The following is a 25455-nucleotide window of genomic DNA, read 5'->3' on the forward strand; positions in this document are numbered from 1 at the left end:
CGGCGCTGTCATCTACCCAGGGCCGACAGGAAACGTTCGACGTCGTCGACCGACGCGAGGACGAACTCGGCGTCGGTGCGGCGTCCGGCCATCTCCGGGTCGTCGGGGCTGCCGACGAGGATCCCGATGCCGCGACCCCGCAACGCCCGGAAGGCGTCCTCGTCGGTGATGTCGTCGCCGAGATAGAGCGGCACGACGTCGTCGGAGGCGAGATCGAGGACCTCGATCAGGTGCAGGACCGCCTTGCCCTTGTTCCAGTTCACGGCCGGTTTGAGTTCGTAGACCATCTTTCCCGGCACCACGGCGAGCCGGTCGGGGTTCTCCTGCAACAGCGTCTCGACGATCGCACCCACCCGGTCGTGCACCTCGGGGGAGGCCTGCCGGTAGTGCACGGCAACCGACGCGCGCTTCGGTTCGATGCCGACACCGTCGAGACCGTCCAGGCGGGTGCGCAGGGTCTCGGTGGTCTCGGTGATCAGATCGGTGAAGTCGGTGAGGACGTCGTGGGCGATCTGCCCGTGGGTGGGGCTCCAGATGTCGAAACCGTGGCTGCCGGCGACGACGAGATCGTCGACCCCCATGAGCTGCTGGACGACGTCGCGGTCGCGGCCGGTGACGATGCACACCGACACGCGGTCGGCGAGTTCACGGACGGTGCGGCGCATGGCATCCGACCACACCGCGTCCTCGGGACGGGCGACGATCGGGGTGAGCACACCGTCGTAGTCGAGGAAGACCGCGGGCCGGCGGCCCGCGAGACGATCGGACAGGGCGGCGCCGTCGAGTGCCGACGGTAGGTCCTCCACGGTGCGCGGCGCGGTCATCTGATCAGTACTCCTGTCGTCGCGGCGACCCGTCATGGTTCGCACCGTACACAAAGATCGAAAGGCTCGGCCGTGGATCCGGGGAGGGGGATCGGCCGGATGCAGCGGTCAGCGGACCGGGCGTCGCCAGTGCTCGTCCGCGGTGAGCCGGGAGCGGACGTGTTCGGCGGCATCGTCGTTGCGGAACGGGCCGGTCAGCAGGTCGGCGTAGACGTGTGAGACGGCGGCATGGCGCAGTCCGCTGCGACGGTCCATCCGTTCGAAGACCACCGGCGACCAGGGGATCGCCACCACGACGTCGCCGCCGTGCTCGACCGGGCGCAGGCCGAGACTGTCGGCGAAGTCGTCGGGGTCGTCGGCGTAGACCTCGAGCAGCGTCGGGGCCGCGTAGTCGGTGGCGCCGACGCCGGTGAGCGCGTAGGGGATGTCGATGCGTTCGGCCAGTCGCGCGCGGGTCGCGGTGACGCCCTCGGGGGCGGTGAACCGGCGGACCGCGCACACCTTCCGCTCGGCGGCCCAGGCCCGCAGCATCGGTTCCCAGCGCACCTCGACGATCGGGCCGCGCGGGACCCGGCGCACGAGCTCACGTTCGACGAGCACCTCGACGACGCGGTAGGTCGCGCCGGTGGACGCGCCGGACAGCTTGATCAGTTCCGGGACGGAGATCTCCCCGACGTGATCGGCGAGTGCGCGCACCACGCGGTCGGACGGTTCGCCGGTGAGCACCCCGGACGGGCGGCCCGGGCCGCGCCACGGGTCGGCGTCGGCGCCGCGGTCGCGGACCCACACCGCCGGGCGGTCGGCGACGAGCGAGAGGTTGCCGGTCGCGTCGGCGTAGGAGATGCCGTGCCGGTCGAGCTGGCGGCGCACCGGATCGGACAGATAGTGGGCGCACACGAAGCCGCGGTCGGAGTCGGACAGGTCGGCGGCGATGCGCGCGACGTCGCCGGAGAGCACACCTCGGGAGGCGACCACGGAGAAGGACACGGTGTCGCCGTCGGGGGCGGAGACGAGCATCCGGGTGGGTGCCTCGGGGGAGCGGGGGCGGTCGCTCGACAGCGACCAGCCGAGCGGCAGGCACGCCTCGAGTCGGGCGGTGGCGCGACGGTAGATGTCGATGTACCGCTCGGGGCGGGGACCGATGGTGTTCTCGGGGGCGGGAGCCGACTGTGTCACATCCACCACCGTAGTCACTCTGTGCATGACGGAAAAGGGAAATAATCGAAATCCCACAGGGCGGAACAGCCCCTCTCCCGCACCGCAAACTATGACGCGGCATGCGCTAGTTTCGTGACCATGACCGACATCACCGGGCGCATCGCGTTCGTTCAGGCGACCTGGCACCGCACCATCGTCGACCAGGCACGTACAGGCTTCACCGAGGAGATCACCCGCCTCGGCGTCTCGCAGGACACCCTGGACTTCTTCGAGGTCCCCGGCGCCTTCGAGATCCCGCTGCACGCCAAGCGACTGGCGAAGACCGGGCGCTACGACGCGATCGTCGCGGCCGGGCTGGTCGTCGACGGCGGCATCTACCGGCACGACTTCGTCGCCACCGCGGTGATCGACGGCCTGATGCGCGTCCAGCTCGACACCGATGTGCCGGTCTTCTCCGTCGTGCTCACCCCGCACAACTTCCACGAGCACGACGAGCACGTCGAGTACTTCACGCGGCACTTCGTCAAGAAGGGCGCCGAGGCGGCTCGCGCCGTCGACGCCACGGTGCGCTCGCTGAGCGCGCTGCCGACCGGAGACTGAGCCCCGGTCGGCAGCGCGCGTCGGATCAGCGTGCGCTGCCGGAGGGATCCGTCGCCACCGAGTCCTCGCCGGCCGCTGCCTGGTTCGGAGCCTCGGTGCGCCGACGGTAGGCCGCCCGCGCGGTCTCGTCGGTGTTCAGTGCCAGCGACTGCAGACCGAATGCCGCGGTGATGCGGTGACGGGTCGCTTCCGGCACCGCCTTCCGCGCTCCGAGGATCGCGCCCGCCGTGCGGGGCACGTACCGCAGGCCGGGACGAGCCGTCGCGATCACCTGCACGATCGCGGCGGCGACCTCGTCCGGGCCGACCATGGCGTGCTCGGTCGCGGAGTACACCGTGAGGCCGGGGGCGCCTTCGATGCCCACGACCGAGCCGAGATTGACGATGTGTCCGTAGCCCTGTTCGGTGAACCGCGCCGCGGCCGGCTTCGAACCGAGGATCACACCGCGGACGTTGACGTCGATCTGACGGTCGGTGACCGTGTCGGTCTCCTCGAGGAACGCGCCGGTGGGCATGATGCCGGCGTTGTTGACGAGCGCGTCGATCCCGCCGAACTCCATGTGGGCCAGGCTGAGGAATTCGTCGAAGGATCCTCGGTCGGTGACGTCCAGAGGCCACCGGAACACCGTGGTGCCGAAGCGCGCATCGATCCGGGCGGCGGTGCACGGGATCTTCGGTTACGCCCTGATGAGCTGTGCGACGGTGCGCGACGGCATCGAGGTGGGCACCCGTTTCTTCGATTGCGGGGCTTCCTGCTGGAGCGCGACGTCGACGCATGCGGTGGTAGTGGACGCGCGGGCGTTGGACCGGCCCATGCCGACCGCGAGCCCGGAGGCCGCCGCCGTACTGCTGCGGGAGTGCGCGGAACTGCTGCAGCGCAGACAGAACCACGGCGAGCTCGGCGCCCGCGTGCGGGAAGTGCTGCTGCGCCGGGCCGCGGAGGGCCCCACGCAGGACCAGGTGGCCGCGGAGCTGGGGTCGAGTGTGCGCACCCTCCGGCGGCAGCTGGGGGAGGAGGGGGCCTCGTACCGGGCGATCGTGGCCGAGACGCTGGGGGACGATGGCGGGGGAGCTGCTGGATGCGGGCCTGCCGGTGGAGAGGGTGGCGCACCGTCTGGGCTACGCCGATGCGTCGAGCTTCTCGGTGGCGTTCCAGTGGTGGACCGGCCGGACGCCGGGTGGGCGAGGACGGGAGAGACGCTCGGTCTGAGGCGACTGCGGGACCGGTTCGAGAGCTCTTGGAGACATTCTGAACAATACGGAAATCATAGAAAATCAGAATCCATCCTCCTTCAGGACCTACTCACCACACAGCGCGGCACCAGCTACCAACCACCAAACCTGCCGGGAGAACGTCGGTGTCAGCGGCTCGATGCCTCAGGGCGTCGAGTCATGGCCAGGGGAACGAGCACACCGAGCAGCGCGGCAGGCAGCAGGAACGCGAGGACCGGGTCGGCGCCGTACACCGGCGTCAGCAGGAGAGGGGAGAAGGCCGCACCGCCGAAGCGGAAGGCCTGCACGACGGACACCGCGCCACCGCGGTTGCCGCCCGGCCCACCGAGCACCGCGGCGTTGACCCCGACGAGGATGAACTGCGAAGCGATACCTGCCAGGAACCACGCGACGCCGAGCACGACGAGCCACGGGACGGTACCGACGACCACGACCAGCGCTGCGCCGCTCACCGCGCCGATGAGCACGATCGCGCGGGCACCGACGCGGTCGATGAGCATCCCGACCGGCCGGGAACTGAGGATGCCGGCGAGTCCGAACACGGTGAGTACCACGCCGCGTTCGGACGGGGACAACCCGAAGTCGTCCTCGACCCGGAAGGCGAGGAGGAATCCGAGTCCGCCGAGCGCACCCCAACCGAGCAATGCGACCAGCCCGATACGCAGGACGCGCGGGGTCAGCGCGTCGCGCAGTCGGACCCGAGTGGTACCGGACGGGTCGTCGCGCACCGATTCGGGCAGGCCGGCGAGCGCCAGGAGCAGCGCGGCGCCGGCAAGCACGACGAACGCCCATCTCCAGCTCACCTCGGCGGCGAGACCGCCGATCAGTGGGGCGACGGTTTGGCCGGCGGCCTGCATCGCCCCGAACAATCCGAGAGCGCGGCCGAGCCTGTCCTTCGGGGTGATAACGGCCAGCGCCGCGAGCAGCAGCGGAGTGGTGAACGCGTTGGCCGCGCCCTGCAGCATGCGGGTGCCGATGAGCACCGAGAAGGTCGGCGCCAGCGCCGCGGCGATCGAGACCGCCGCGTAGACGAGATAGGCGGTGCGCACGGTGCGGACGCGTCCCCACCGTGCGCCGAGCGTGCCGGAGAACAGCATCGCGGCGGCGAACACACCGAGATAGGCGGTGACCGTCGTCGCGGCTGTGCCGGTGGACACACCGGTGTCGGCGCCGATCTCCGGCAGCATCGACACGACGACACTGCCGCCGAAGGGACCGAGGAAGCCGCCCGCGTACAGCGCCGTGCGCTGCAGCGGTTCGCGCAGATCCCTCACTTGTTGAAGCCGCCGGGGCCCCGTCGCCGCAGATAGCGTTCGAACTCGGCGGCGAGGGCGTCGCCGTCGATCTTGGCGATGACCTCGGAGATGTCCTCCTCGGCCTCGGCGTCGCCGCGCTCCTCGAGGGTGCGCACGTACTCGGCGATCTCCTCGTCGTCCTCGATCATGTCGGTGACGGTCTGTTCCCACTCCTCGGCGAGGAGGGGGAGTTCGCCAAGGGGCACCTCGAGGTCGAGGACGTCCTCGACGCGGCGCAGCAGCGCCACGGTGGCCTTGGGGTTCGGCGGGTTGGACACATAGTGGGGGATCGCCGCCCAGAACGACACCGCGGGGATGCCCGCGCGGACGAAGGCGTCCTGCAGCACGCCGGTGATCCCGGTGGGTCCTTCGTAGCGGGAGGTCTGCAGCTTGAAGCGTTCGGCGGCCTCGGAGCTGTAGGCGGTGCCGGTCACCGGGACCGGGCGGGTGTGCGGGGTGTCGGCGAGCAGTGCGCCGAGCAGGACGACGGTGTGGACCTCGAACTCGTCGACGAGTTCGATGATGGCGTCGCAGAAGCTGCGCCAGCGCATGCTCGGCTCGATGCCGTGCAGGAGGACGATGTCGCGGTCGCTGCCGGGCGGGGAGCACAGCGACAGCCGGGTGGTGGGCCAGTCGATCTCGCGGGTGACCCCGTCGACGAGCCGCACCTGCGGCCGGTTGACCTGGTAGTCGTAGTACTCCTCGGAGTCCAGCTCCGCGAACGGCTCGGCGTCCCAGATCAACTCGAGGTGTTCGACGGCGCCGCTGGCGGCGTCGCCGGCGTCGTTCCACCCTTCGAAGGCGGCGACGAGCACCGGATCGCGCAGGACGGGGACGTCCTGGTCCGGGGTCTCGGGAAACTCGGGTGTACTCACTCGTCCAGCCTACGACCCGGCCCGATCCGGGCGCCCACTAGTCTGAAGGGCATGTCCACCCCACTTCATTCTGTCCTGCTCGATGCGCTGAGCCAGCGCGTTGTCATCGGAGACGGGGCGATGGGCACCATGTTGCAGGCCGCGGATCTGTCGCTCGACGACTTCCGCGGTTTGGAGGGGTGCAACGAGATCCTCAACGAATCTCGTCCCGATGTGATCCGGGGGATCCACCGGGCGTACTTCGAGGCCGGCGCCGATGTCGTCTCGACGAACACCTTCGGCTGCAACCTGCCCAACCTCGCCGACTACGACATCGCCGACCGCATCCGTGAGCTGTCCGAGCTCGGTACCCGCCTCGCCCGCGAGGTCGCCGACGAGATGGGTCCCGGCGCCGACGGCATGGCCCGGATGGTGATCGGGTCGATGGGTCCGGGTACGAAGCTGCCCACCCTCGGCCACGCGCCGTTCGCTGCGCTGCGCGACGCCTACGGTGAGGCGGCGCTGGGCATGCTCGACGGTGGTGCCGACGCGATCCTGGTGGAGACCTGTCAGGACCTGTTGCAGGCGAAGGCCGCGATCATCGGTAGCAAGCGGGCGATGGAGCAGGCCGGTCGCCGGATCCCGATCGTTACCCACGTGACAGTGGAGACCACCGGCACGATGCTGCTCGGTTCCGAGATCGGTGCCGCGCTGACCGCCCTCGAGCCGCTCGGCATCGACCTGATCGGGTTGAACTGCGCGACCGGTCCGGCGGAGATGAGCGAGCACCTGCGGTATCTGTCGCAGCACGCGACGATCCCGGTGTCGGTGATGCCGAATGCGGGTCTGCCGGTGCTGGGCGCGAACGGCGCCGAGTACCCGCTGCAGCCGGAGGAGCTCGCCGAGGCTCTGGCCGGATTCGTCTCCGAGTACGGGTTGACCTTCGTCGGTGGCTGCTGCGGCACCACCCCCGAGCACATCCGGCAGGTTGCGGCGGCGGTGCGGGGGGTGCAGCCGGCGCCGCGCGCCGCGCAGCCGGAGCCGGGTGTGTCGTCGCTGTATACCTCGGTGCCGTTCGAGCAGGACGCGTCGATCCTGATGATCGGTGAGCGGACCAACACGAACGGGTCGAAGGCGTTCCGGGAGGCGATGCTCGCCGCGGATTGGCAGAAGTGCCTGGACATCGCGAAGGATCAGATCCGCGACGGTGCGCACATGCTTGATCTGAACGTCGACTATGTCGGGCGTGACGGGGCGGCGGACATGGCGGAGCTGGCGTCGCGGTTCGCGACGTCGTCGACGTTGCCGATCATGATCGACTCGACGGAGCCGGACGTGATCAAGGCGGGCCTCGAGCATCTCGGTGGTCGGTGTGCGGTGAACTCGGTGAACTACGAGGACGGCGACGGTCCGGGTTCGCGGTTCGAGCGGATCATGGAGCACGTCGTCGAGCACGGCGCGGCGGTGGTCGCGTTGACGATCGACGAGGAGGGCCAGGCCCGCACCGCCGAGCACAAGGTGCGCATCGCCGAGCGGTTGATCGCGGATCTGACCGGTCGGTGGGGGTTGTCGCCGCAGGACATCATCGTCGATGCGTTGACCTTCCCGATCTCGACGGGTCAGGAGGAGGTGCGGCGCGATGCGATCGAGACGATCGAGGCGATCCGCCGCCTCCACGAGGCGCATCCGGAGGTGCACTTCACGCTGGGCATCTCGAATGTGTCGTTCGGTCTGAATCCGGCGGCGCGGCAGGTGTTGAACTCGGTGTTCCTGAACGAGTGCACCGCGGCGGGTCTGGATACGGCGATCGTGCATGCGTCGAAGATTCTGCCGATGGCGCGGATCCCGGAGGAACAGCGGCAGGTCGCGCTGGATCTGGTGTACAACCGGCGCAGCGAAGGTTACGACCCGCTGCAGAAGCTGATGGAGCTGTTCGAGGGGGTGTCGGCGGCGTCGGCACGCGAGTCGCGGGCGCAGGAGCTGGCGGCGTTGCCGCTGTTCGAGCGGCTCGAGCGGCGCATCGTCGACGGCGAGCGCAACGGTCTCGAGGACGATCTGACCGAGGCGATGAGGACCACCCCGCCGCTGGCGATCATCAACGACACGCTGCTGTCGGGCATGAAGACTGTCGGTGAGCTGTTCGGGTCGGGTCAGATGCAGTTGCCGTTCGTGCTGCAGTCCGCCGAAGTGATGAAGACCGCGGTGGCGTTCCTCGAGCCGCACATGGAGTCGACGGGCGACGAGGGCAAGGGCCGGATCGTGCTGGCGACGGTCAAGGGCGATGTGCACGACATCGGCAAGAACCTCGTGGACATCATCCTGTCGAACAACGGCTACGAGGTGGTCAACCTCGGCATCAAGCAGCCGATCGCGACGATCCTCGACGCGGCGGTGGACAAGCGCGCCGATGTGATCGGCATGTCGGGTCTGCTGGTGAAGTCGACGGTGGTGATGAAGGAGAACCTCGAGGAGCTCAACTCCCGCGGGGTCGCGGAGCAGTTCCCGGTGTTGCTCGGTGGTGCGGCGCTGACCCGCAGTTACGTCGAGAACGATCTGGCGGAGGTCTACGAGGGCAAGGTGTCCTACGCGCGCGATGCGTTCGAGGGTCTGTCGCTGATGGACCGGGTCATGGCCGAGAAGCGCGGTGAGGGTCCGGCGCCGGACAGTCCGGAGGCGATCGAGGCCGCCCGCAAGGCCGCCGAGCGCAAGGAGCGGCACGAGCGCAGCAAGCGAATCGCGGAGAAGCGCAAGGCCGCGGAAACGCCGGCGGAGATCCCCGAGCGCAGTGACGTCGCGAAGGATCTGCCGGTGCCGACGCCGCCGTTCTGGGGCACCCGGGTGATCAAGGGCATCCCGCTGGCCGACTATGCGGCGCTGGTCGACGAGCGTGCGCTGTTCCTGGGGCAGTGGGGCCTGCGCGGGCAGCGCGGTGGCGACGGCCCGAGCTACGAGGAGCTCGTGGAGACCGAGGGCCGGCCGCGGTTGCGATACTGGCTGGACCGGTTGGCGACCGAGGGCATCCTGCAGCACGCGGCGGTGGTGTACGGCTACTTCCCGGCGGTGTCCGAGGGTGACGACGTGGTGGTGCTGACCGAGCCGCGCCCGGATGCTCCCGAGCGTTACCGGTTCACCTTCCCGCGGCAGCAGCGTTCGCGGTTCCTGTGCATCGCCGATTTCGTGCGGTCGCGGGAGGATGCGCTCGCGTCGGGCCAGGTGGATGTGTGGCCGTTCCAGTTGGTGACGATGGGGCAGCCGATCGCGGACTTCGCGAACGAGTTGTTCGCGTCGAATTCGTACCGCGACTATCTCGAGGTGCACGGCATCGGTGTGCAGCTGACCGAGGCGCTGGCCGAGTACTGGCATCGACGGGTGCGGCAGGAGCTGGCGTTTGCCGAGGGCGGCACGGCCGCGGACGAGGATCCGGAGGAGGTCGCGGAGTACTTCAAGCTTGCCTACCGCGGTGCCCGGTTCGCGTTCGGTTACGGCGCGTGCCCGAATCTCGAGGACCGCATCAAACTGGTCGAGCTGCTCGAACCCGAGCGGATCGGGGTGGAGCTGTCGGAGGAGCTGCAGTTGCATCCCGAGCAGTCCACCGATGCGTTCGTGCTGCACCACCCGGAGGCGAAGTATTTCAATGTCTGATCGGGTGGAGGCGCCGCTCGCGGTGCAGACCGGTGCGCTGCGGGCGGTGCTGTGGGACATGGACGGCACCCTGCTCGAATCGGAACGCTTGTGGGACATCGGGATGCACGAGTTGTCGTTGCATCTCGGTGGGCCGATGAGCGACGAGACCCGCATCTCCACGATCGGGGGGCCGATGGATCTGGCGGTGCTGCGCACCTTCGCCGGGTTGGGTCTGGAACCGTCCCCGGACGAGGCGGCGGCTGCGGCGGCGTGGCTGACCGACTACATGGGCCGGTTGTTCGCCGACGGGCTCACGTGGCGGCCCGGCGCGCAGGCCGCGCTGCGCACCGTCCGCGAGGCGGGACTGGGGTCGGTGCTGGTGACCAACACCGAGCGGGCGTTGTGTGAGGTGGCCCTCGCGACCCTGGGCCGTGAGCATTTCGATCATTCGGTGTGTGGCGACGAGGTGCCGGCCGGCAAACCCGATCCGGCGCCCTACCGTCGGGCTGCGGAGTTGCTCGGTCTGGATCCGGCGCAGTGTCTGGCGGTGGAGGATTCCCCGACCGGGGCGGCCGCGGCGGATGCGGCCGGGTGCATGGTGCTGGTGGTGCCGTCACTGGTGGATGTGCCCGGCTCGGAGCGGCGGGTGTTCCGGTCCACGCTCGAGGGGTTGAGCGCCGAGGATCTGCACGAGCTGCACGGTGCGGGGGTGCCCTGAGGTGGCGGTCCCGAAGATCGTGCTGTTCTACAAGTTCACCCCGTTGCCCGACCCGGAGGCGATCCGGTTGTGGCAGCACACCCTCGCGTCGTCGTTGGGGTTGACCGGGCGGATTCTCATCTCGGAGCACGGCATCAACGGCACCGTCGGCGGTGACATCGCCGACGTGAAGAAGTACGTGCGTGGCTTGCGCGGTTATGCGGCCTTCAAGGACACCGATATCAAGTGGTCCGACGGCACCGGCGACGACTTTCCGCGGCTGTCGGTGAAGGTACGTCCGGAGATCGTGACGTTCGGGGTGCCCGACGAGGTGAAGGTCGACGAGAACGGCATCGTCGACGGCGGCACCCATCTGTCGCCGCACGGCGTGCACGAGCTGGTCGCCGAGCGCGGCGACGAGGTGGTGTTCTTCGACGGCCGCAACCGCTTCGAGGCGCAGATCGGCCGGTTCCGGGATGCGATCGTGCCGGATGTCGCCACGACCCGCGATTTCGTCGCCGAGCTCGACAGCGGACGCTACGACCATCTCAAGAACCGCCCGGTGGTCACCTACTGCACCGGTGGGGTGCGCTGTGAGGTGCTGTCGGCGTTGATGCGCAATCGCGGGTTCGAAGAGGTCTACCAGCTCGACGGTGGCATCGTCCGCTACGGCGAGACCTTCGGAGACGAGGGCCTGTGGGAGGGTTCGCTGTACGTCTTCGACGGGCGGATGAACGTCGAGTTCAGCGCCGAGGCGCCGGTGATCGGCCGCTGCACCCTGTGCGGGACGCCGACCTCGCGGTACCGGAATCATCCGGATCTCCACGGCCGGGAGTTGACTCTGGTGTGCGAGGGCTGCGTCCCGGACCTCGTGGAGGCGTAGACCGGTGCGTGCTGCACCGCTGCCGGTGCGCGACGGGCTCGGCCCCGACCGCATCCGGATGCCCGCCGATGTCGACGCGGCCACGATCGTCGAGTTCCTGCAGGCCGGCCACCCCGAGGAGGACTGGGCGGCGCACATGGGGGCGGGGGAGTTGGTCGACGAGCACGGCCGCCGCGTCGATGCGTGCACGCCGTATCAGCCGACGCGGTTCGTGTACTTCTACCGCGATCCGCCGCCGGAGGTGCCGGTGCCGTTCCCGGTGCGCGTGTTGCATCGGGAGGACGGTCTCGTGGTGGTGGACAAGCCGCATTTCCTGGCGACGATCCCGCGCGGAGCGCACATCCGCGAGTCGGTGGTGGTGCGGTTGCGGCGCGAGCTGGAGTTGCCGCATCTGGTGCCGGTGCACCGGCTCGACCGGATGACCGCCGGGGTGTTGCTGTGCACGACGGATCCGGCATGGCGGCGGCCCTATCAGGAGCTGTTCGAGCGTCAGCGGGTGCGCAAGGTGTACGAGGCGGTCGCCGGTTATCGGTCCGACCTGTCGTTCCCGCAGGTGGTGCGCACGCGGATCGTCAAGCGGCACGGGGAGCCGACGGCCGAGCAGTTCGCCGACGAACCGAATTCGGAGACGCGCATCGAGTTGGTCGAGCGGCGTGGGGAGCTGGCCCGTTACCGGTTGTTCCCGCGCACCGGTCGCACCCACCAGCTGCGGCTGCATCTGGCGTCGTTGGGGGTGCCGATCGTGGGGGACAACTTCTATCCGTGGTTCCGGCGGCGCGACGCGGACGATTTCACCGATCCGCTGCGGTTGCTGGCGCGGTCGCTGGAGTTCACCGATCCGATCAGCGGGGTGGAGCGGCGGTTCGTCAGCGGGCGGGAACTCGAGTTCTGAGCGAGGGTTGGTGTCCTGGCTGTGGGGCCGGTGGCGGGGCATGAAACAATCGACCCCTGTGAAGACCTTCGATTCCCTGTTCGCCGAGCTGTCCGAACGCGCCGCGACCCGCCCCGAGGGCTCCGGCACCGTCGCCGCCCTGGACGCCGGCGTGCATTTCCAGGGCAAGAAGGTACTCGAAGAGGCCGGTGAGGTGTGGATCGCCGCCGAGTACCAGTCCGACGAGGAACTGTCCGAGGAGATTTCGCAGCTGCTGTACTGGGTGCAGGTGCTGATGGTGGGGCGGGGTCTGAAGCTCGAGGACGTCTACAAGCATCTGTGACGGCCGGTGGCCCGCTGTGCCGGTGCCGCCGTCCGTGCCCCCTGTAGATCCCTTCCTCGCTTCTGCTCGTCGTTCGAAAGGACCCAATCCGTCATGCTGCGCGTCGCAGTCCCCAACAAAGGTTCGCTGTCCGAGTCCGCCGCCGAGATCCTGCAGGAGGCCGGCTACCGTCGGCGCACCGACTCGCGGGATCTGACGGTCATCGACCCGGTCAACGACGTCGAGTTCTTCTTCCTGCGGCCGAAGGACATCGCGATCTACGTCGGTTCCGGCGAGCTGGATCTGGGGATCACCGGCCGCGACCTGGCGATGGATTCGGGGGCTCCGGTCACCGAGCGGTTGTCGCTGGGCTTCGGGTCCTCGCGTTTCCGGTACGCCGCGCCGAAGGGCCGCGACTGGTCGGTCGAGGATCTGCAGGGTCTGCGCATCGCCACCTCGTACGCGAATCTGGTGCGTCGTGATCTCGCCGCCCGCGGCATCGAGGCCGAGGTGATCCGGCTCGACGGTGCGGTGGAGATCTCCATCCAGCTCGGGGTCGCCGACGCGATCGCCGATGTGGTCGGCTCGGGCCGGACGTTGCGGCAGCACGATCTCGTTGCCTTCGGCGAGTCGTTGTGCGATTCGGAGGGTGTGCTGATCGAGCGGGAGGATTCGGATCGCTCGGATCGGGCCCGCAACCAGCTGATCGCCCGTCTCGAGGGTGTGGTCTTCGCGCAGCAGTACGTGATGATCGATTACGACTGCCCGAAGCACCTGCTCGAGCAGGCCGTGCAGGTCACGCCCGGTCTCGAGTCGCCGACGATCTCGCCGTTGGCGAACGAGAATTCGGTGGCGGTGCGGGCGATGGTGCCGCGCAAGGGCCACAACGCGGTGATGGACCGGCTCGCCGAGATCGGTGCCCGCGCGATCCTCGCGTCGAACATCCGCTCGTGCCGGGCGATGCGCGCCCCCGAATAGATGCGCACCGATCCCGACATCTTCCGGTGCGGTCCCGCTGATCAGCGGGACCGCACCTGCACGTTCTGGGCGATGCGGCCGAGCGCGCCGGTCTCGTCGTAGAGCAGACCGGCGGTCATGCCGACCCCGTCGGGTCCGACGGACATCTCCGCGGCGATCCCCACCCAGTCCTGTTCGCGGAACTCGGGGGCGCGGAACAGGTGCACGGTCAGTTCGGTGTTGAGGAAGGTGTACTCGCGGGGGTCGAGTTTGGATCCGACACCGTTGGCGACGTCGGCGACGCTCATCAACCGGTCGAGCCCGCTGGGGGTTTCGCCTTCCACGAGGGCGATCTCGCTGCGCACCCACGCCGACGACAGGCCGGGAGCGCCGAAGGGGACGATGATGCGCCATTCGACGGTGTCGATGTAGCCGCCCTTCCAGAAGACGTGCGGGGCGGTGGCTTCGAAGTGGTCGGGGGCGGGCAGCGGGGTTTCGGAGGTCCGCGCGACCTGCGGCAGGTCGATGGTTTCGAGGCGCCAGCCGGTGCCGCGCGCCACCGGGCGGTCGGTGCCGTCGGGGGCGGTGGCCCACAATTCGGCGACGACCAGTTCGATGCGGCGACCGGGTCGTTCGATGTGGGTGCGCACCTCGAGGTCGGTGAGGGGGACGGGGCCGAGCAGTTCGACGGTGAGCCGGCTCAGGCGGGTGTCGGGGCGGGGCCGGTGCCGGTCGATGGCGCGGGCGAGCAGCGCCGAGGGTGGGGCGCCGTGCTGCAGGTGCGGTCCCCAGGTGCTGACGGTGTGTTCGGTGGGGCGGAACACCGCGATCTCGACGTCGTCGACCGGGCCGGTGGGGGTGGTCGGCCGGGGGACCGGCACGTAGTAGGCGGCGTCGCTCACTCGGGATTCTCCTGCTGCTCGATGCGGTGGGGCGCGCCCGGTGTCGATTGCGTCGCAACGCCGTCGGCGGGATACGGCGGTGGGGTACCGCCGAACGCCGGGCACAATGCCCGATGATCGCACCACCGGCAGCCGGGACCGGGATTGGGGCGGAAGTCGCCGCTGGCGCGCAACTGCCGGATCGTCGCCCACATCGCCCGCACGATCCGTTCGAAGCGGCGCAGTTCCTCGGTGTCGGGCCGGTAGTGCAGCACCTGACCGTCGCCGAGATACAGCAGTCGCAGCGAGGCCGGGACGATGCCGCGTTGCCGCCACACGATCAGCGCGTAGAACTTCAGCTGGAACAGCGCCGCCCGCTCGCCGCGCGGGGACGGGGCGCGGCCGGTCTTGTAGTCGACGACATGCACCGCACCGGTGGCGTCGACATCGAGGCGGTCGATGATGCCGCGCAGCGGGACGTCGCCGTCGAGGGTGGTCTCCACCCGCAGTTCGCAGCCGTCGGCGGTGACCGCGGTGGGGTCCTCGACGGTGAAGTAGGTGTCCAGCAGCGCGGCGGCCTCGGCGAGGAACCCCGCGTCGTCGGTGTCCACGCCCAGATCGGGGGTGGCGGCGAGGACCCGGGCCAGGGCGTCGGGCAGCAGGGTCTGCGCGGCGGTGGCGGTGCGGGCCGGTCCGTCGAGGCCGAACAACGCTTCGAGGGCGGCGTGCACGACGGTGCCGCGTGCCTGGGCGCGGGTCGGGGGTGCGGTGAGCCGGTCGACGGCCTTGAAGCGGTAGAGCAGCGGGCAGCGGGTGAAGTCGGCGGCCCGGGAGGGGGACAGGGCGACCGGCCGCGTCGTGTCGGTGGGGGGTGTGGGCGCAGCTGTGGTCACACCTGGCAGGCTAGGACGCGGGTCCGACACGGTGCCGGACCCGCGTGCCCGATCCCGGGTGCGGGGCTGGAACGAAGGTGGACACGGCGATGGCAGTAGGCGGACTCGGGCGCAGCGGACCCTTTCAGGTGGGGGACCGGGTGCAGTTGACCGACGCCAAGGGCCGCAAGTACACCGTGGTGCTCGAACCGGGCAAGGAGTTCCACACCCATCGCGGCGGGATCCTGCACGACGATCTGATCGGCACCGACGAGGGTGTGGTGGTCACCTCCACCAACGGCACCCCCTATCTGGCGTTGCGTCCGCTGCTCGTCGACTATGTGATGTCGATGCCGCGCGGTGCGCAGGTGATCTACCCGAAGGACGCCGCGCAGATCGTGCAGGAGGGCGACATCTTTCCCGGCGCGACGGTGCTCGAGGCCGGCGCCGGTTCCGGCGCGCTGACGTGTTCGCTGCTGCGCGCCGTCGGCGAGAGCGGCCGGGTGATCTCCTACGAGGTGCGCGAGGACCATCTCGAATACGCCGAGCGCAATGTCGACACCTTCTTCGGGCAGCGCCCGGCGAACTGGACGACGGTGCTCGGCGATCTGGCGGACTACGACGTCGAGAAGTACGGCCGCGTCGACCGGGTGGTGCTGGACATGCTCGCCCCCTGGGATGTGCTCGAGACGGTGAAGAAGGCGCTGGTGCCCGGCGGGGTACTCATCGTCTATGTGGCGACGACGACGCAGCTGTCGCGGGTGGTCGAGGCGATGCGGGAGCAGACCTGCTGGACCGAGCCGCGTTCGTGGGAGTCGATGGTGCGCGGCTGGCACGTGGTGGGGCTGGCGGTGCGGCCGGAGCATCGGATGCAGGGGCACACGGCGTTCCTGGTCAGTGCCCGGCGCCTGCAGGACGGGGTGGAGACCCCGAAGCCGCAGCGCCGGCCCAGCAAGGGCTGAGCCGACGCCGACCCGCAGGGGTTATTCGCAGCTGAGCGTGCCCGCGGCCAGGATCGAGCAGGCGCTCTCGTCGGCGATGACCCAGGTGCCGTCGATCTGCTCGAAGGTCAGCGGCATCGGGGCGCCGCCGTGCGGGCCGGCGACCTCGGTGGTCGCGGTGACGGTGTCGGCGTCGACCGTGGTGATCTCGCCGACGGTGCCGGTGAGCGGGTAGCCGGCGAGCACACCGGTGAACTGATCGAGCACGGCGGTGCGCGCGGCGCCGTGCTCCACGACCGCGGCACGGTCCTCGGTGGTGGCGGCCGGGTCGAAGAACACGTCGATCTGTTCCTGCAGTTGCTCGACGGTGACCGCGGCGATCACGGTGGTGCTGGTGGTCGTCGTTGCGCTGGTCGTGGCAGCGGTGTCGTCGCCGGCGTCGTCGGAGCTGCAGCCGGTCAGGGCGGTGAGGGCGGCGATCGCGGTGGCGGCGCAGAGTGTGCGAACTGGACGTGGGGTCACGGAGGAGTACCTTTCGAGAGAAACGGTCGACGCACGATATTTAGGGGAGCCTAACAGCGTGCCGGAGGTGCGGCGCCATGGCGCGCCCCACGCGCGACACATGTTCGGAACACGACTGTTTCGTGTCCTCCCCCATGTGGGGCGATGTCCCGGTAGCGTGGAATGACCGACAGTGGAGGGAGTCGCTATGAGCTCGTCAGAGAAGCCGGATGCGGTTGCGGCGGCACGCGAAATCGAAGAGTTGCGCGCAGAGGTGGCGACCTTGCGTCGTCGGCTCGGCGAACCGTCCGATCAGGTACGCGACCTCGAAGCCCGGCTCGAGTCCCTCACGGTCCGCAACGGCAAACTGCTCGAGACCCTCAAGGATGCGCGCCAGCAACTGATCACGCTGCGCGAGGAGGTCGACCGGCTGGCCCAGCCGCCGAGCGGCTACGGGGTGCTGCTCGAGACGTTCGACGATCAGACCGTCGACGTGTTCACCTCGGGCCGGAAGATGCGGGTCGCGGTGTCCCCGAATCTCGAACTCGACACCTTCCGGCCCGGTCAGACGGTGCGGCTGAACGAGGCGTTGACCGTCGTGGAGGTCGGTGGTTTCGAACGCGTCGGCGAGATCACCACCCTGCGGGAGGTGCTCGACGACGGCACCCGCGCGCTGGTGGTCGGGCACGCCGACGAGGAACGCATCGTGTGGCTGGCCGCCCCGCTCGCCGCGGCCGCCGCCGACGACAAGACCGATCTGCTCGTCGACGACGAGAACTCGTTCACGCTGCGCCCCGGTGATTCGTTGCTGGTCGACAGCAAGGCCGGCTACGCCTTCGAACGGATCCCCAAGGCCGAGGTCGAGGATCTCGTGCTCGAGGAGGTCCCGGACGTCGGCTACAGCGACATCGGCGGTCTGGGCCGGCAGATCGAGCAGATCCGCGACGCGGTGGAGCTGCCCTTCCTGCACAAGGACCTGTTCCGCGAGTACTCGCTGCGCCCGCCGAAGGGTGTGCTGCTGTACGGCCCGCCCGGTTGCGGTAAGACCCTGATCGCGAAGGCGGTCGCGAACTCGCTGGCGAAGAAGATCGCCGAGGCCCGCGGGGACGATTCGAAGGAAGCGAAGTCGTTCTTCCTGAACATCAAGGGCCCGGAGCTGCTGAACAAGTTCGTCGGTGAGACCGAACGGCACATCCGGTTGATCTTCCAGCGGGCCCGGGAGAAGGCGTCCGAGGGCACCCCGGTGATCGTGTTCTTCGACGAGATGGATTCGATCTTCCGCACCCGCGGTTCCGGTGTGTCCTCCGATGTGGAGACCACGGTGGTGCCGCAGCTGCTCGCCGAGATCGACGGTGTCGAAGGGCTCGAGAACGTCATCGTCATCGGCGCGTCGAACCGTGAGGACATGATCGACCCGGCGATCCTGCGGCCCGGCCGCCTCGACGTGAAGATCAAGATCGAGCGTCCGGACGCGGAGGCCGCGCAGGACATCTTCTCGAAGTACCTGACCGAGAGCCTGCCGGTGCACGCCGACGATCTCGCCGAGTTCGGCGGCGATCGGGTCGCGTGCGTGCGGGCGATGATCGAGCGGGTCGTCGAGCGGATGTACGCCGAGTCCGAGGACAACCGTTTCCTCGAGGTCACCTACGCCAACGGCGACAAGGAGGTCCTGTACTTCAAGGACTTCAACTCCGGCGCGATGATCCAGAACATCGTCGACCGGGCGAAGAAGTATGCGATCAAGTCGGTGCTCGAGACCGGGGCGCCCGGTCTGCGGGTGCAGCACCTGCTCGATTCGATCGTCGACGAGTTCGCCGAGAACGAGGACCTGCCCAACACCACGAATCCGGACGACTGGGCCCGGATCTCGGGGAAGAAGGGCGAGCGGATCGTGTACATCCGCACCCTGGTCACCGGCAAGAACGCCAGCGCGAGCCGCGCGATCGACACCGAGTCGAACACCGGCCAGTACCTGTAGGAATCGACCCGCGACAATCGATCCGCGACGGCCGGGCCTTCCCTCCTCCGGAAGGTCCGGCCGTCGCGGCCTATCCAGGGGGAGGACCGACCGTGCCGCTGCCGCGCACCCTGGCCCGGTTCAACAAGATCGTCACCAACCGGGTCACCACCCCGTTCGCGCAGCTGCTGCCGGGCACCGCGGTGGTCGAGCATCGCGGGCGCCGCTCGGGCCGGGTGTTCCGCACCCCGGTGCTGCTGTTCACCGTCGGTGACGATCTGCGGATCGCGTTGACCTACGGCGCCGACACCGATTGGGTGCGCAACGTGTGCGCCGCCGACGAGGCGGTGGTGCACACCCGGGGCAGAGCGATCCCGGTGCGCGACCCGCGGCTCGGGACCGATCCGCAGGCGAGCTGGGCGCCGCTGCCGGTGCGGGTGGCGCTGCAGGCGATCGGGGCGCACGGCTATCTGGACTGCACCCCGCAGCCGCACCGCTGACCGGTGGCGGGGCTGGTCACGACCGTGAGCGTCCGGATCGCCTAGGCTCGAGGGCATGCAGCGGATCATCGGTATCGAGGTCGAGTACGGGATTTCCTCACCCAACGAGCCATCGGCGAACCCGATCCTGACCTCCACGCAGGCGGTGCTGGCCTACGCGGCCGCCGAGGGGGTGCCGCGCGCCCGCCGCACCCGCTGGGACTACGAGGTCGAATCGCCCCTGCGCGACGCGCGGGGCTTCGATCTGGGGCGGTTCAACGGCCCGGCCCCGGTCATCGACGCCGACGAGGTCGGTGCCGCGAACATGATCCTCACCAACGGGGCGCGCCTGTACGTCGACCACGCCCACCCCGAATACTCCGCCCCGGAGGTCGCCGACCCCCTCGACGCGGTGATCTGGGACAAGGCCGGGGAACGGGTGATGGAGGCCGCCGCCCGGCACGCGTCGAGTGTGCCCGGCGCGCCGCGACTGCAGCTGTACAAGAACAATGTCGACGGCAAGGGCGCCTCCTACGGCACCCACGAGAACTACCTGATGGACCGCGAGACCCCGTTCTCCGCGGTCGTCGCGGGCCTGACCCCGTTCTTCGTCTCCCGGCAGGTCATCACCGGCTCCGGCCGGGTCGGGATCGGCCAGTCCGGTGACGAGCCCGGTTTCCAGCTCTCGCAGCGCGCCGACTACATCGAGGTCGAGGTCGGTCTCGAGACCACCCTCAAGCGCGGCATCATCAACACCCGCGACGAGCCGCACGCCGACGCCGACAAGTACCGGCGCCTGCACGTGATCATCGGCGATGCGAATCTGGCGGAGATGTCCACCTACCTCAAGGTCGGCACCACCGCGCTGGTGCTCGACCTGATCGAGGCCGGCATCGACCTGTCGGATCTGCAGCTCGCCCGCCCGGTCACCGCGGTGCACCACATCAGCCACGACCCGTCGCTGCGCAAGACCGTCGCGCTCGCCGACGGCCGGGAGCTGACAGGTCTGGCGCTGCAGCGGATCTACCACGAGCGGGTCGCGAAGTTCCACGACGGCACCGAGGACAAGCGGATCCTCGACATCCTCGACAAGTGGGCGATGGTGCTCGATCTGCTCGAACGCGACCCGATGGAATGCGCCGACCTGCTGGACTGGCCCGCGAAGCTGCGGCTGCTCGAGGGCTTCCGCAACCGCGAGGGACTGTCCTGGTCGGCGCCGCGCCTGCACATGGTCGACCTGCAGTACTCGGATGTGCGCCTGGACAAGGGCCTGTACAACCGCCTCGTGGCCCGCGGGTCGATGCAGCGGCTGGTGTCCGAGCAGCAGGTCCTCGATGCGGTGCACACCCCGCCTTCGGACACCCGCGCCTACTTCCGCGGTGAGTGCCTGCGCCGTTTCGGTGCCGATATCGCGGCGGCGAGCTGGGATTCGGTGATCTTCGATCTCGGTCGCGAATCGCTGGTGCGCATCCCGACGCTCGAGCCGCTGCGTGGCAGCCGCGCGCATGTCGGGGAGCTGCTCGAGACTGCGCAGTCGGCGGCGGAACTGGTCGATCAGCTCACTCACTGACCGCCCCTCCCGGCGGAGGGCGGTGGCCGGATCACAGGCCGCGAGTACGCGTGTCGCCACCGGTGGACCGGTTCGCTGGGTAGGGTAGGAGTTCGAAGCAGCGGTGACCACACCGATCGTCGACCGGTGACGGTTCCGCGCCGAGTACAGGAGGAGGTCGGCGGCTATGGCACAGGAGCAGACCACACGCGGTGGCGGCGGAGACGACGACGAGGTCGTCGGTGACGGCGGTGCCGGTCAGGAGCGTCGCGAGAAGCTCGCCTCGGACACCGACGATCTTCTCGACGAGATCGACGACGTGCTCGAGGAGAACGCAGAGGACTTCGTGCGGGCATATGTGCAGAAAGGTGGCCAGTGACAGCCGAACGATCCTCTCTTCCCTACCGCGAGGTGCAGCCGAAGCTGCACCTCGCGTCGCCCTTGTCGTCGTTCTCCGACCACCTGCGGATGCACGCCCCGGAGATGCTGCCGGAGAACCGGTTCCGATTCGAACGAGGTGACCACGTGGACCTCGCCCCGCACGGCACCACCATCGTGGCGCTGACCTTCGACGGGGGTGTGCTCATCGCCGGCGACCGGCGCGCGACCATGGGTAACCTGATCGCCTCCCGCGATGTCGACAAGGTGTTCATCACCGACAACTATTCGGCGGCCGGCATCGCCGGCACCGCGGGTCTGGCGATCGAGCTCGTGCGACTGTTCGCGGTCGAACTCGAGCACTACGAGAAGATCGAAGGTGTGCCGCTGACCTTCGACGGCAAGGCCAATCGGCTCTCGTCGATGGTGCGCGGCAATCTCGGTGCGGCCATGCAGGGCTTGGCCGTGGTGCCGTTGCTGGTCGGTTTCGACCTCGACGCGTCCGATGCGCACCGCGCCGGGCGGATCGTGTCCTACGACGTGGTCGGGGGCCGCTACGAGGAACGCGCCGGCTACCACGCGGTCGGCTCCGGATCGTTGTTCGCCCGCTCGTCGCTCAAGAAGCTCTACCGCGCCGATGCCGACGAGCAGAGCGCGCTGCGCAGCGCCGTCGAGGCGCTGTACGACGCGGCCGACGATGACACCGCCACCGGTGGTCCCGACACCACCCGCGGGATCTACCCGACGGCGGTGGTGATCACCGCGGCCGGGGCCGTGGCCGTCGCGGAGGAAACCCTGTCCGAGCTGGCCCGCACCATCGTGGCCGACCGCACCGCAGGAGATGCCCGGTGACACTTCCGTACTATGCGTCCGCCGAGCAGATCATGCGCGATCGCTCGGAGCTGGCCCGTAAGGGCATCGCCCGCGGCCGGTCGGTGATCGCGTTGACCTACGCCGGCGGTGTGCTGCTGGTGGCGGAGAATCCGTCGAAGGCGCTGCACAAGATCAGCGAACTGTACGACCGGGTCGGTTTCGCGGCCGTCGGCAAGTACAACGAGTTCGAGAATCTGCGGCGCGCCGGGATCATGCACGCCGACATGCGCGGCTACTCCTACGACCGGCGGGACGTGACCGGGCGGGCACTGGCGAACGCCTACGCGCAGACCCTCGGCACCATCTTCACCGAGCAGCCCAAGCCGTACGAGGTGGAGATCTGCGTCGCCGAGGTCGGGCGCGCCGACACCGACGACGGCCCGCAGCTGTACCGCATCACCTACGACGGCTCGATCGTCGACGAACCGCAGTTCGTGGTGATGGGCGGCAACACCGAACCGATCATCACCGCGCTGCGCTCGTCGTACAAGCCGGGTCTGCCGCTCGACGAGGCGGTCGCCGTGGCGGTGACCGCGCTGCAGCAGCCCGCCACCGCCGACGCGGCGCCGCGGGTGCTCGGCCGCGGGGAACTCGAGGTCGCGGTGCTCGAGAAGCAGCGGCCTCGCCGCGCCTTCCGGCGTATCTCGGGGGCGGCGCTCGACGCGCTGCTGCCCAGCACCGGGTCCGCTCAGGCGGCGCCGTCGGAGACGCCCGCCGATCCGGCCCCCGAATCGGGGTCCGACACCGCGACCGGCTCGGAGACCGAGTCCGGTCCCGACGCGGGCTGATCCACCGCGAGCCGATAGACCGTCAACGCCGACGGCACCACCTCGAAGTCGAAACCGGTGCCGTCGGCGAGGACCTCCCCGTCGGTGGCCAACGCCACCGGGTCCCCGATGACCTCCACCGCCAGGCCCGGGATGTGCCGCTGCCGATACATCGGTGACGCGCCGAGGGTGCCGGTCGCCGCAGCGAGGAGCAGACGCAGCCGCGAGAACCGACTCTCCGCGGGTAGATACCGCACGTCGAGGGTGCCCGGATCCAGATGCGCCCGGGACATCGGCACCTGATCTGCCGGGGTGTAGCGGCCGTTGCCGACGAACAGCAACCACACCGCCCGCCCCGCCCCGTCGATGCGGACCGGCATCGGGCTCGCCGTGCGCAGCACCGCGAGCATCGCCAACCCCGCCGCCGGCCACTTGCCGATCCGCGGTTCCCAGTGCTGCCGCAACCGCACCGCATCCGGATAGCCACCGAGGCTGGCGGTGTTGACGAACCGCCGCACCGTGCGCCCGTCCGGCCCGGTCACCGTGACCTGCCCGAGCCCGACGGCCACCGCCTGCCCGGCGGTGACCGCCCGCACCGTCTCGTCCAGGTCCACCACGCCGAGATCGAGCGCGAAATGGTTGAGGGTGCCGCCGGGGAAGACCGCCACCGGCAGCCGCGCGGCGACGGCGACGTCGAGCACCGCCGCGACGGTGCCGTCCCCGCCGCACACCCCCACCGCCTGCGGCCGATATTCGGTCAGCAGACGTTCCGACTGCTCCGCCGGATCACCGTCGGGATCCAGATCGACGCGACGCACCCTCGGCAGCGCGGCGGTGACCCGCGCGGCGATCTCCTCGGCGGTCCCGGCATCGCGGTTGACCACCAGCAGCATTCCGTCGCCGCCGGGCAGGGCGGGCGCGGCCGCCGCAACCTGCACGGTCGCCGGTTCGCGGCTGCGCACCGCCCACCAGCGGCGCGTCGACCACGCCACCGTCGCCCCGACCGCGGCGCCGACGACGACGTCGCCGGGCCAGTGCACGCCGGTGTGCACCCGCGAATAGGCCACCGCCGCGGCCAGCGGCGCCAGAACCGCCCCAGCCGCAGGGGATTCGAGCGCCACCCCGGTCGCGAACGCCGCCGCCGACGCGGCGTGCCCGGACGGGAACGACGACGAGCGGGGGATCGGCACCGTGCGGCGCCGAAACTTCGGGTCGGTGCGCGCCGGGGGCCGGCGGCGCGGCAACAGCGGTTTGAGTAGCCCGTTGGTCAAGGCGCTGGCCCCGGCCACCGACAGCAGACCCCGCACCGCCCCGCGGCGGGCGTGACCGCCGGCGGTGGCGCACACCGCGGCGCACGCCACCCACAGCACACTGTGGTTGGCGGCGCGTCCGAGATCGCGCAGCAGCGGGTCGGCGGGGGACGCGCGCAGCGCCCCGGAGCGCTCGAACAGGGCCCGGTCGGCGGTGCGGTAACGCTCGGGAACGATCACACCTCGACCGTAGATGTCGTTGCGACCCATGGGGGTCGGGTTCGCGCGGTACTGTCGAAGTGTGCAGCGACGAATCATGGGTATCGAGACGGAGTTCGGCGTCACGTGTACCTTCCACGGGCATCGTCGGTTGAGCCCCGACGAGGTGGCCCGCTATCTGTTCCGCCGGGTGGTGTCCTGGGGGCGCAGTTCGAACGTCTTCCTGCGGAACGGGGCGCGACTGTATCTCGATGTCGGCTCGCACCCCGAGTACGCCACCGCCGAGTGCGACGACCTGCTCCAGCTCGTCGAGCACGACCATGCCGGTGAGCGGGTCCTCGAGGAACTGCTCATCGACGCCGAGCAGCGTCTGGCCGAGGAAGGCATCGGCGGCGACATCTTCCTGTTCAAGAACAACACCGACTCGGCGGGCAACTCCTACGGCTGCCACGAGAACTATCTCGTCGCCCGCGTCGGCGAGTTCTCCCGCATCTCCGATGTGCTGCTGCCCTTCCTGGTGACCCGCCAGCTGATCTGCGGCGCCGGGAAGGTGCTGCAGACCCCCAAAGCCGCCACCTTCTGCCTGTCGCAACGCGCCGAGCACATCTGGGAGGGCGTCTCGTCGGCGACCACCCGGTCGCGGCCGATCATCAACACCCGCGACGAGCCGCACGCCGACGCCGAGAAGTACCGGCGCCTGCACGTGATCGTCGGGGACTCGAACATGTCCGAGACCACCACCATGCTCAAGGTGGGGTCGGCGGCGCTGGTGCTCGAGATGATCGAGGCCGGGGTGCCGTTCCGGGACTTCGCGCTCGACAACCCGATCCGCGCCATCCGCGAGGTCTCCCACGACCTGACGGGCCGGCGCCCGGTGCGCCTGGCCGGCGGCCGGCAGGCCAGCGCCCTGGACATCCAGCGCGAATACCACGCGCGGGCGGTGGAATATCTGCACCAGCGCGAACCCGACCCGCACGTCGCGCAGGTGGTGGACCTGTGGGGCCGCGTCCTCGACGCCGTCGAATCGCAGGACTTCGCGAAGGTCGACACCGAGATCGACTGGGTGATCAAGCGCAAGCTGTTCCAGCGCTACCAGGACCGCTACAACATGGAGCTGTCCGACCCGAAAATCGCCCAGCTCGACCTGGCCTATCACGACATCAAACGCGGACGCGGTGTGTTCGACCTGCTGCAACGCAAGGGACTGGCGGCGCGGGTGACCGACGACGAGTCCGTCGACGCCGCGGTGAACACCCCGCCGCAGACCACCCGCGCGAAGCTGCGCGGTGATTTCATCGCCGCCGCGCAGGCCGCGGGCCGCGATTTCACCGTCGACTGGGTGCATCTGAAGCTCAACGACCAGGCGCAGCGCACCGTGTTGTGCAAGGACCCGTTCCGGTCCGTGGACGAACGCGTCGAACGGCTCATCGCCTCCATGTGAGTACCGCCGTCCATCGGAGCGGACCGTCCG

The 25455-nt window shown here is 69.5% G+C and carries 26 protein-coding genes; 16 read left to right on the forward strand and 10 right to left on the reverse strand.

The genetic code is table 11. From position 1 onward, the window contains the following. Positions 1-8: 8 nt before the first annotated feature. A complete protein-coding gene (otsB, locus tag RBB84_RS08055; protein ID WP_024101028.1) occupies positions 9-824 on the reverse strand; it encodes a trehalose-phosphatase in 816 nt (271 codons plus the stop codon). Between the two features lie 108 nt (positions 825-932). Next, positions 933-2000 (reverse strand): helix-turn-helix domain-containing protein, encoded by a 1068-nt coding sequence (locus tag RBB84_RS08060; protein WP_024101029.1) that lies wholly within the window; start codon positions 1998-2000, stop codon positions 933-935. 120 nt (positions 2001-2120) lie between these two features. Here RBB84_RS08060 and RBB84_RS08065 point away from each other — a divergent pair, with 120 nt between their 5' ends. After that, positions 2121-2582, forward strand: coding sequence for a 6,7-dimethyl-8-ribityllumazine synthase (locus RBB84_RS08065; protein ID WP_064255665.1), 462 nt, complete (start codon positions 2121-2123; stop codon positions 2580-2582). Positions 2583-2607: 25 nt separating this feature from the next. On the opposite strand, the gene RBB84_RS08070 is transcribed toward RBB84_RS08065, so the two are convergent. Beyond that, positions 2608-3207, reverse strand: a complete 600-nt coding sequence (locus RBB84_RS08070) for an SDR family NAD(P)-dependent oxidoreductase (protein WP_064255666.1) — start codon at positions 3205-3207, stop codon at positions 2608-2610. 51 nt (positions 3208-3258) lie between these two features. Beyond that, the gene (locus RBB84_RS08075) at positions 3259-3531 is read right to left on the reverse strand and encodes a hypothetical protein (RefSeq protein WP_350247357.1); all 273 of its coding nucleotides are present in this window, start codon (positions 3529-3531) and stop codon (positions 3259-3261) included. A 110-nt stretch (positions 3532-3641) separates the two neighbouring features. Here RBB84_RS08075 and RBB84_RS08080 point away from each other — a divergent pair, with 110 nt between their 5' ends. Next, positions 3642-3791, forward strand: coding sequence for a helix-turn-helix domain-containing protein (locus RBB84_RS08080; RefSeq protein ID WP_350247358.1), 150 nt, complete (start codon positions 3642-3644; stop codon positions 3789-3791). A 151-nt stretch (positions 3792-3942) separates the two neighbouring features. Here RBB84_RS08080 and RBB84_RS08085 read toward each other — a convergent pair whose 3' ends face one another. Continuing rightward, positions 3943-5088 carry an MFS transporter gene (locus tag RBB84_RS08085; RefSeq protein ID WP_006552159.1) on the reverse strand — a complete coding sequence of 382 codons (1146 nt, stop codon included), beginning with the start codon at positions 5086-5088 and terminating at the stop codon, positions 3943-3945. Continuing rightward, positions 5085-5984, reverse strand: a complete 900-nt coding sequence (locus RBB84_RS08090; RefSeq protein ID WP_006552160.1) for a PAC2 family protein — start codon at positions 5982-5984, stop codon at positions 5085-5087. The genes RBB84_RS08085 and RBB84_RS08090 overlap by 4 nt, the downstream gene beginning before the upstream one ends. A 51-nt stretch (positions 5985-6035) precedes the next feature. Between RBB84_RS08090 and metH the strand changes: the two genes are divergently transcribed. From metH to hisG, 6 genes are all read left to right on the forward strand, one after another. Further along, positions 6036-9605, forward strand: coding sequence for a methionine synthase (gene metH / locus RBB84_RS08095; RefSeq protein WP_064255667.1), 3570 nt, complete (start codon positions 6036-6038; stop codon positions 9603-9605). Continuing rightward, positions 9598-10305 (forward strand): HAD family phosphatase, encoded by a 708-nt coding sequence (locus RBB84_RS08100; protein WP_041803364.1) that lies wholly within the window; start codon positions 9598-9600, stop codon positions 10303-10305. The genes metH and RBB84_RS08100 overlap by 8 nt, the downstream gene beginning before the upstream one ends. Position 10306: 1 nt before the next feature. Continuing rightward, positions 10307-11167, forward strand: a complete 861-nt coding sequence (locus RBB84_RS08105) for a rhodanese-related sulfurtransferase (RefSeq protein ID WP_019289517.1) — start codon at positions 10307-10309, stop codon at positions 11165-11167. 4 nt (positions 11168-11171) lie between these two features. Continuing rightward, complete coding sequence (locus RBB84_RS08110) at positions 11172-12059, forward strand: pseudouridine synthase (protein ID WP_019289518.1); 888 nt, start codon at positions 11172-11174, stop codon at positions 12057-12059. A 40-nt stretch (positions 12060-12099) separates the two neighbouring features. Then, positions 12100-12381: a phosphoribosyl-ATP diphosphatase gene (locus RBB84_RS08115; protein ID WP_170318512.1), complete on the forward strand. Its 282-nt coding sequence runs from the start codon at positions 12100-12102 to the stop codon at positions 12379-12381. Positions 12382-12474: 93 nt separating this feature from the next. Next, positions 12475-13338 (forward strand): ATP phosphoribosyltransferase, encoded by an 864-nt coding sequence (gene hisG / locus RBB84_RS08120; protein WP_006552165.1) that lies wholly within the window; start codon positions 12475-12477, stop codon positions 13336-13338. A gap of 41 nt (positions 13339-13379) precedes the next feature. Here the strand turns inward: hisG and RBB84_RS08125 are convergent, their stop codons facing one another. After that, on the reverse strand, positions 13380-14219 hold the full coding sequence (locus tag RBB84_RS08125) for a thioesterase family protein (RefSeq protein WP_033098345.1): 840 nt from the start codon (positions 14217-14219) through the stop codon (positions 13380-13382). Next, on the reverse strand, positions 14216-15091 hold the full coding sequence (locus RBB84_RS08130; RefSeq protein ID WP_064255668.1) for a RecB family exonuclease: 876 nt from the start codon (positions 15089-15091) through the stop codon (positions 14216-14218). The genes RBB84_RS08125 and RBB84_RS08130 overlap by 4 nt, the downstream gene beginning before the upstream one ends. Before the next feature lie 89 nt (positions 15092-15180). On the opposite strand from RBB84_RS08130, the gene RBB84_RS08135 reads away from it, so the two are divergent. After that, positions 15181-16032 (forward strand): tRNA (adenine-N1)-methyltransferase, encoded by an 852-nt coding sequence (locus RBB84_RS08135; RefSeq protein WP_019289521.1) that lies wholly within the window; start codon positions 15181-15183, stop codon positions 16030-16032. Positions 16033-16053: 21 nt separating this feature from the next. Here the strand turns inward: RBB84_RS08135 and RBB84_RS08140 are convergent, their stop codons facing one another. Further along, positions 16054-16533, reverse strand: a complete 480-nt coding sequence (locus tag RBB84_RS08140) for a hypothetical protein (protein ID WP_064255669.1) — start codon at positions 16531-16533, stop codon at positions 16054-16056. Between the two features lie 187 nt (positions 16534-16720). Here RBB84_RS08140 and arc point away from each other — a divergent pair, with 187 nt between their 5' ends. From arc to prcA, 6 genes are all read left to right on the forward strand, one after another. Next, positions 16721-18490, forward strand: coding sequence for a proteasome ATPase (gene arc / locus RBB84_RS08145; protein ID WP_024101038.1), 1770 nt, complete (start codon positions 16721-16723; stop codon positions 18488-18490). A 92-nt stretch (positions 18491-18582) separates the two neighbouring features. Further along, the gene (locus RBB84_RS08150) at positions 18583-18969 is read left to right on the forward strand and encodes a nitroreductase family deazaflavin-dependent oxidoreductase (protein ID WP_064255670.1); all 387 of its coding nucleotides are present in this window, start codon (positions 18583-18585) and stop codon (positions 18967-18969) included. A gap of 55 nt (positions 18970-19024) precedes the next feature. Beyond that, a complete protein-coding gene (gene dop, locus RBB84_RS08155; protein ID WP_006552172.1) occupies positions 19025-20518 on the forward strand; it encodes a depupylase/deamidase Dop in 1494 nt (497 codons plus the stop codon). Between the two features lie 166 nt (positions 20519-20684). Beyond that, on the forward strand, positions 20685-20876 hold the full coding sequence (locus RBB84_RS08160) for a ubiquitin-like protein Pup (RefSeq protein WP_006552173.1): 192 nt from the start codon (positions 20685-20687) through the stop codon (positions 20874-20876). Positions 20877-20965: 89 nt separating this feature from the next. After that, entirely contained in the window at positions 20966-21727 is a 762-nt protein-coding gene (gene prcB / locus RBB84_RS08165) for a proteasome subunit beta (protein ID WP_228045135.1), read from the forward strand. Continuing rightward, positions 21724-22536, forward strand: a complete 813-nt coding sequence (gene prcA, locus RBB84_RS08170; protein WP_006552175.1) for a proteasome subunit alpha — start codon at positions 21724-21726, stop codon at positions 22534-22536. Before prcB ends, prcA begins: the two co-directional genes overlap by 4 nt. On the opposite strand, the gene RBB84_RS08175 is transcribed toward prcA, so the two are convergent. Next, positions 22437-24035: a bifunctional phosphatase PAP2/diacylglycerol kinase family protein gene (locus tag RBB84_RS08175; RefSeq protein ID WP_064255671.1), complete on the reverse strand. Its 1599-nt coding sequence runs from the start codon at positions 24033-24035 to the stop codon at positions 22437-22439. The genes prcA and RBB84_RS08175 overlap by 100 nt on opposite strands. 31 nt (positions 24036-24066) lie before the next feature. On the opposite strand from RBB84_RS08175, the gene pafA reads away from it, so the two are divergent. After that, positions 24067-25425: a Pup--protein ligase gene (pafA, locus tag RBB84_RS08180; RefSeq protein WP_006552177.1), complete on the forward strand. Its 1359-nt coding sequence runs from the start codon at positions 24067-24069 to the stop codon at positions 25423-25425. The last annotated feature ends 30 nt before the right edge of the window (positions 25426-25455 follow it).

It is taken from the genome of Rhodococcus sp. D-6, from assembly GCF_040256695.1.
GTDB classification, from domain to species: Bacteria; Actinomycetota; Actinomycetes; order Mycobacteriales; family Mycobacteriaceae; genus Rhodococcus; species Rhodococcus pyridinivorans.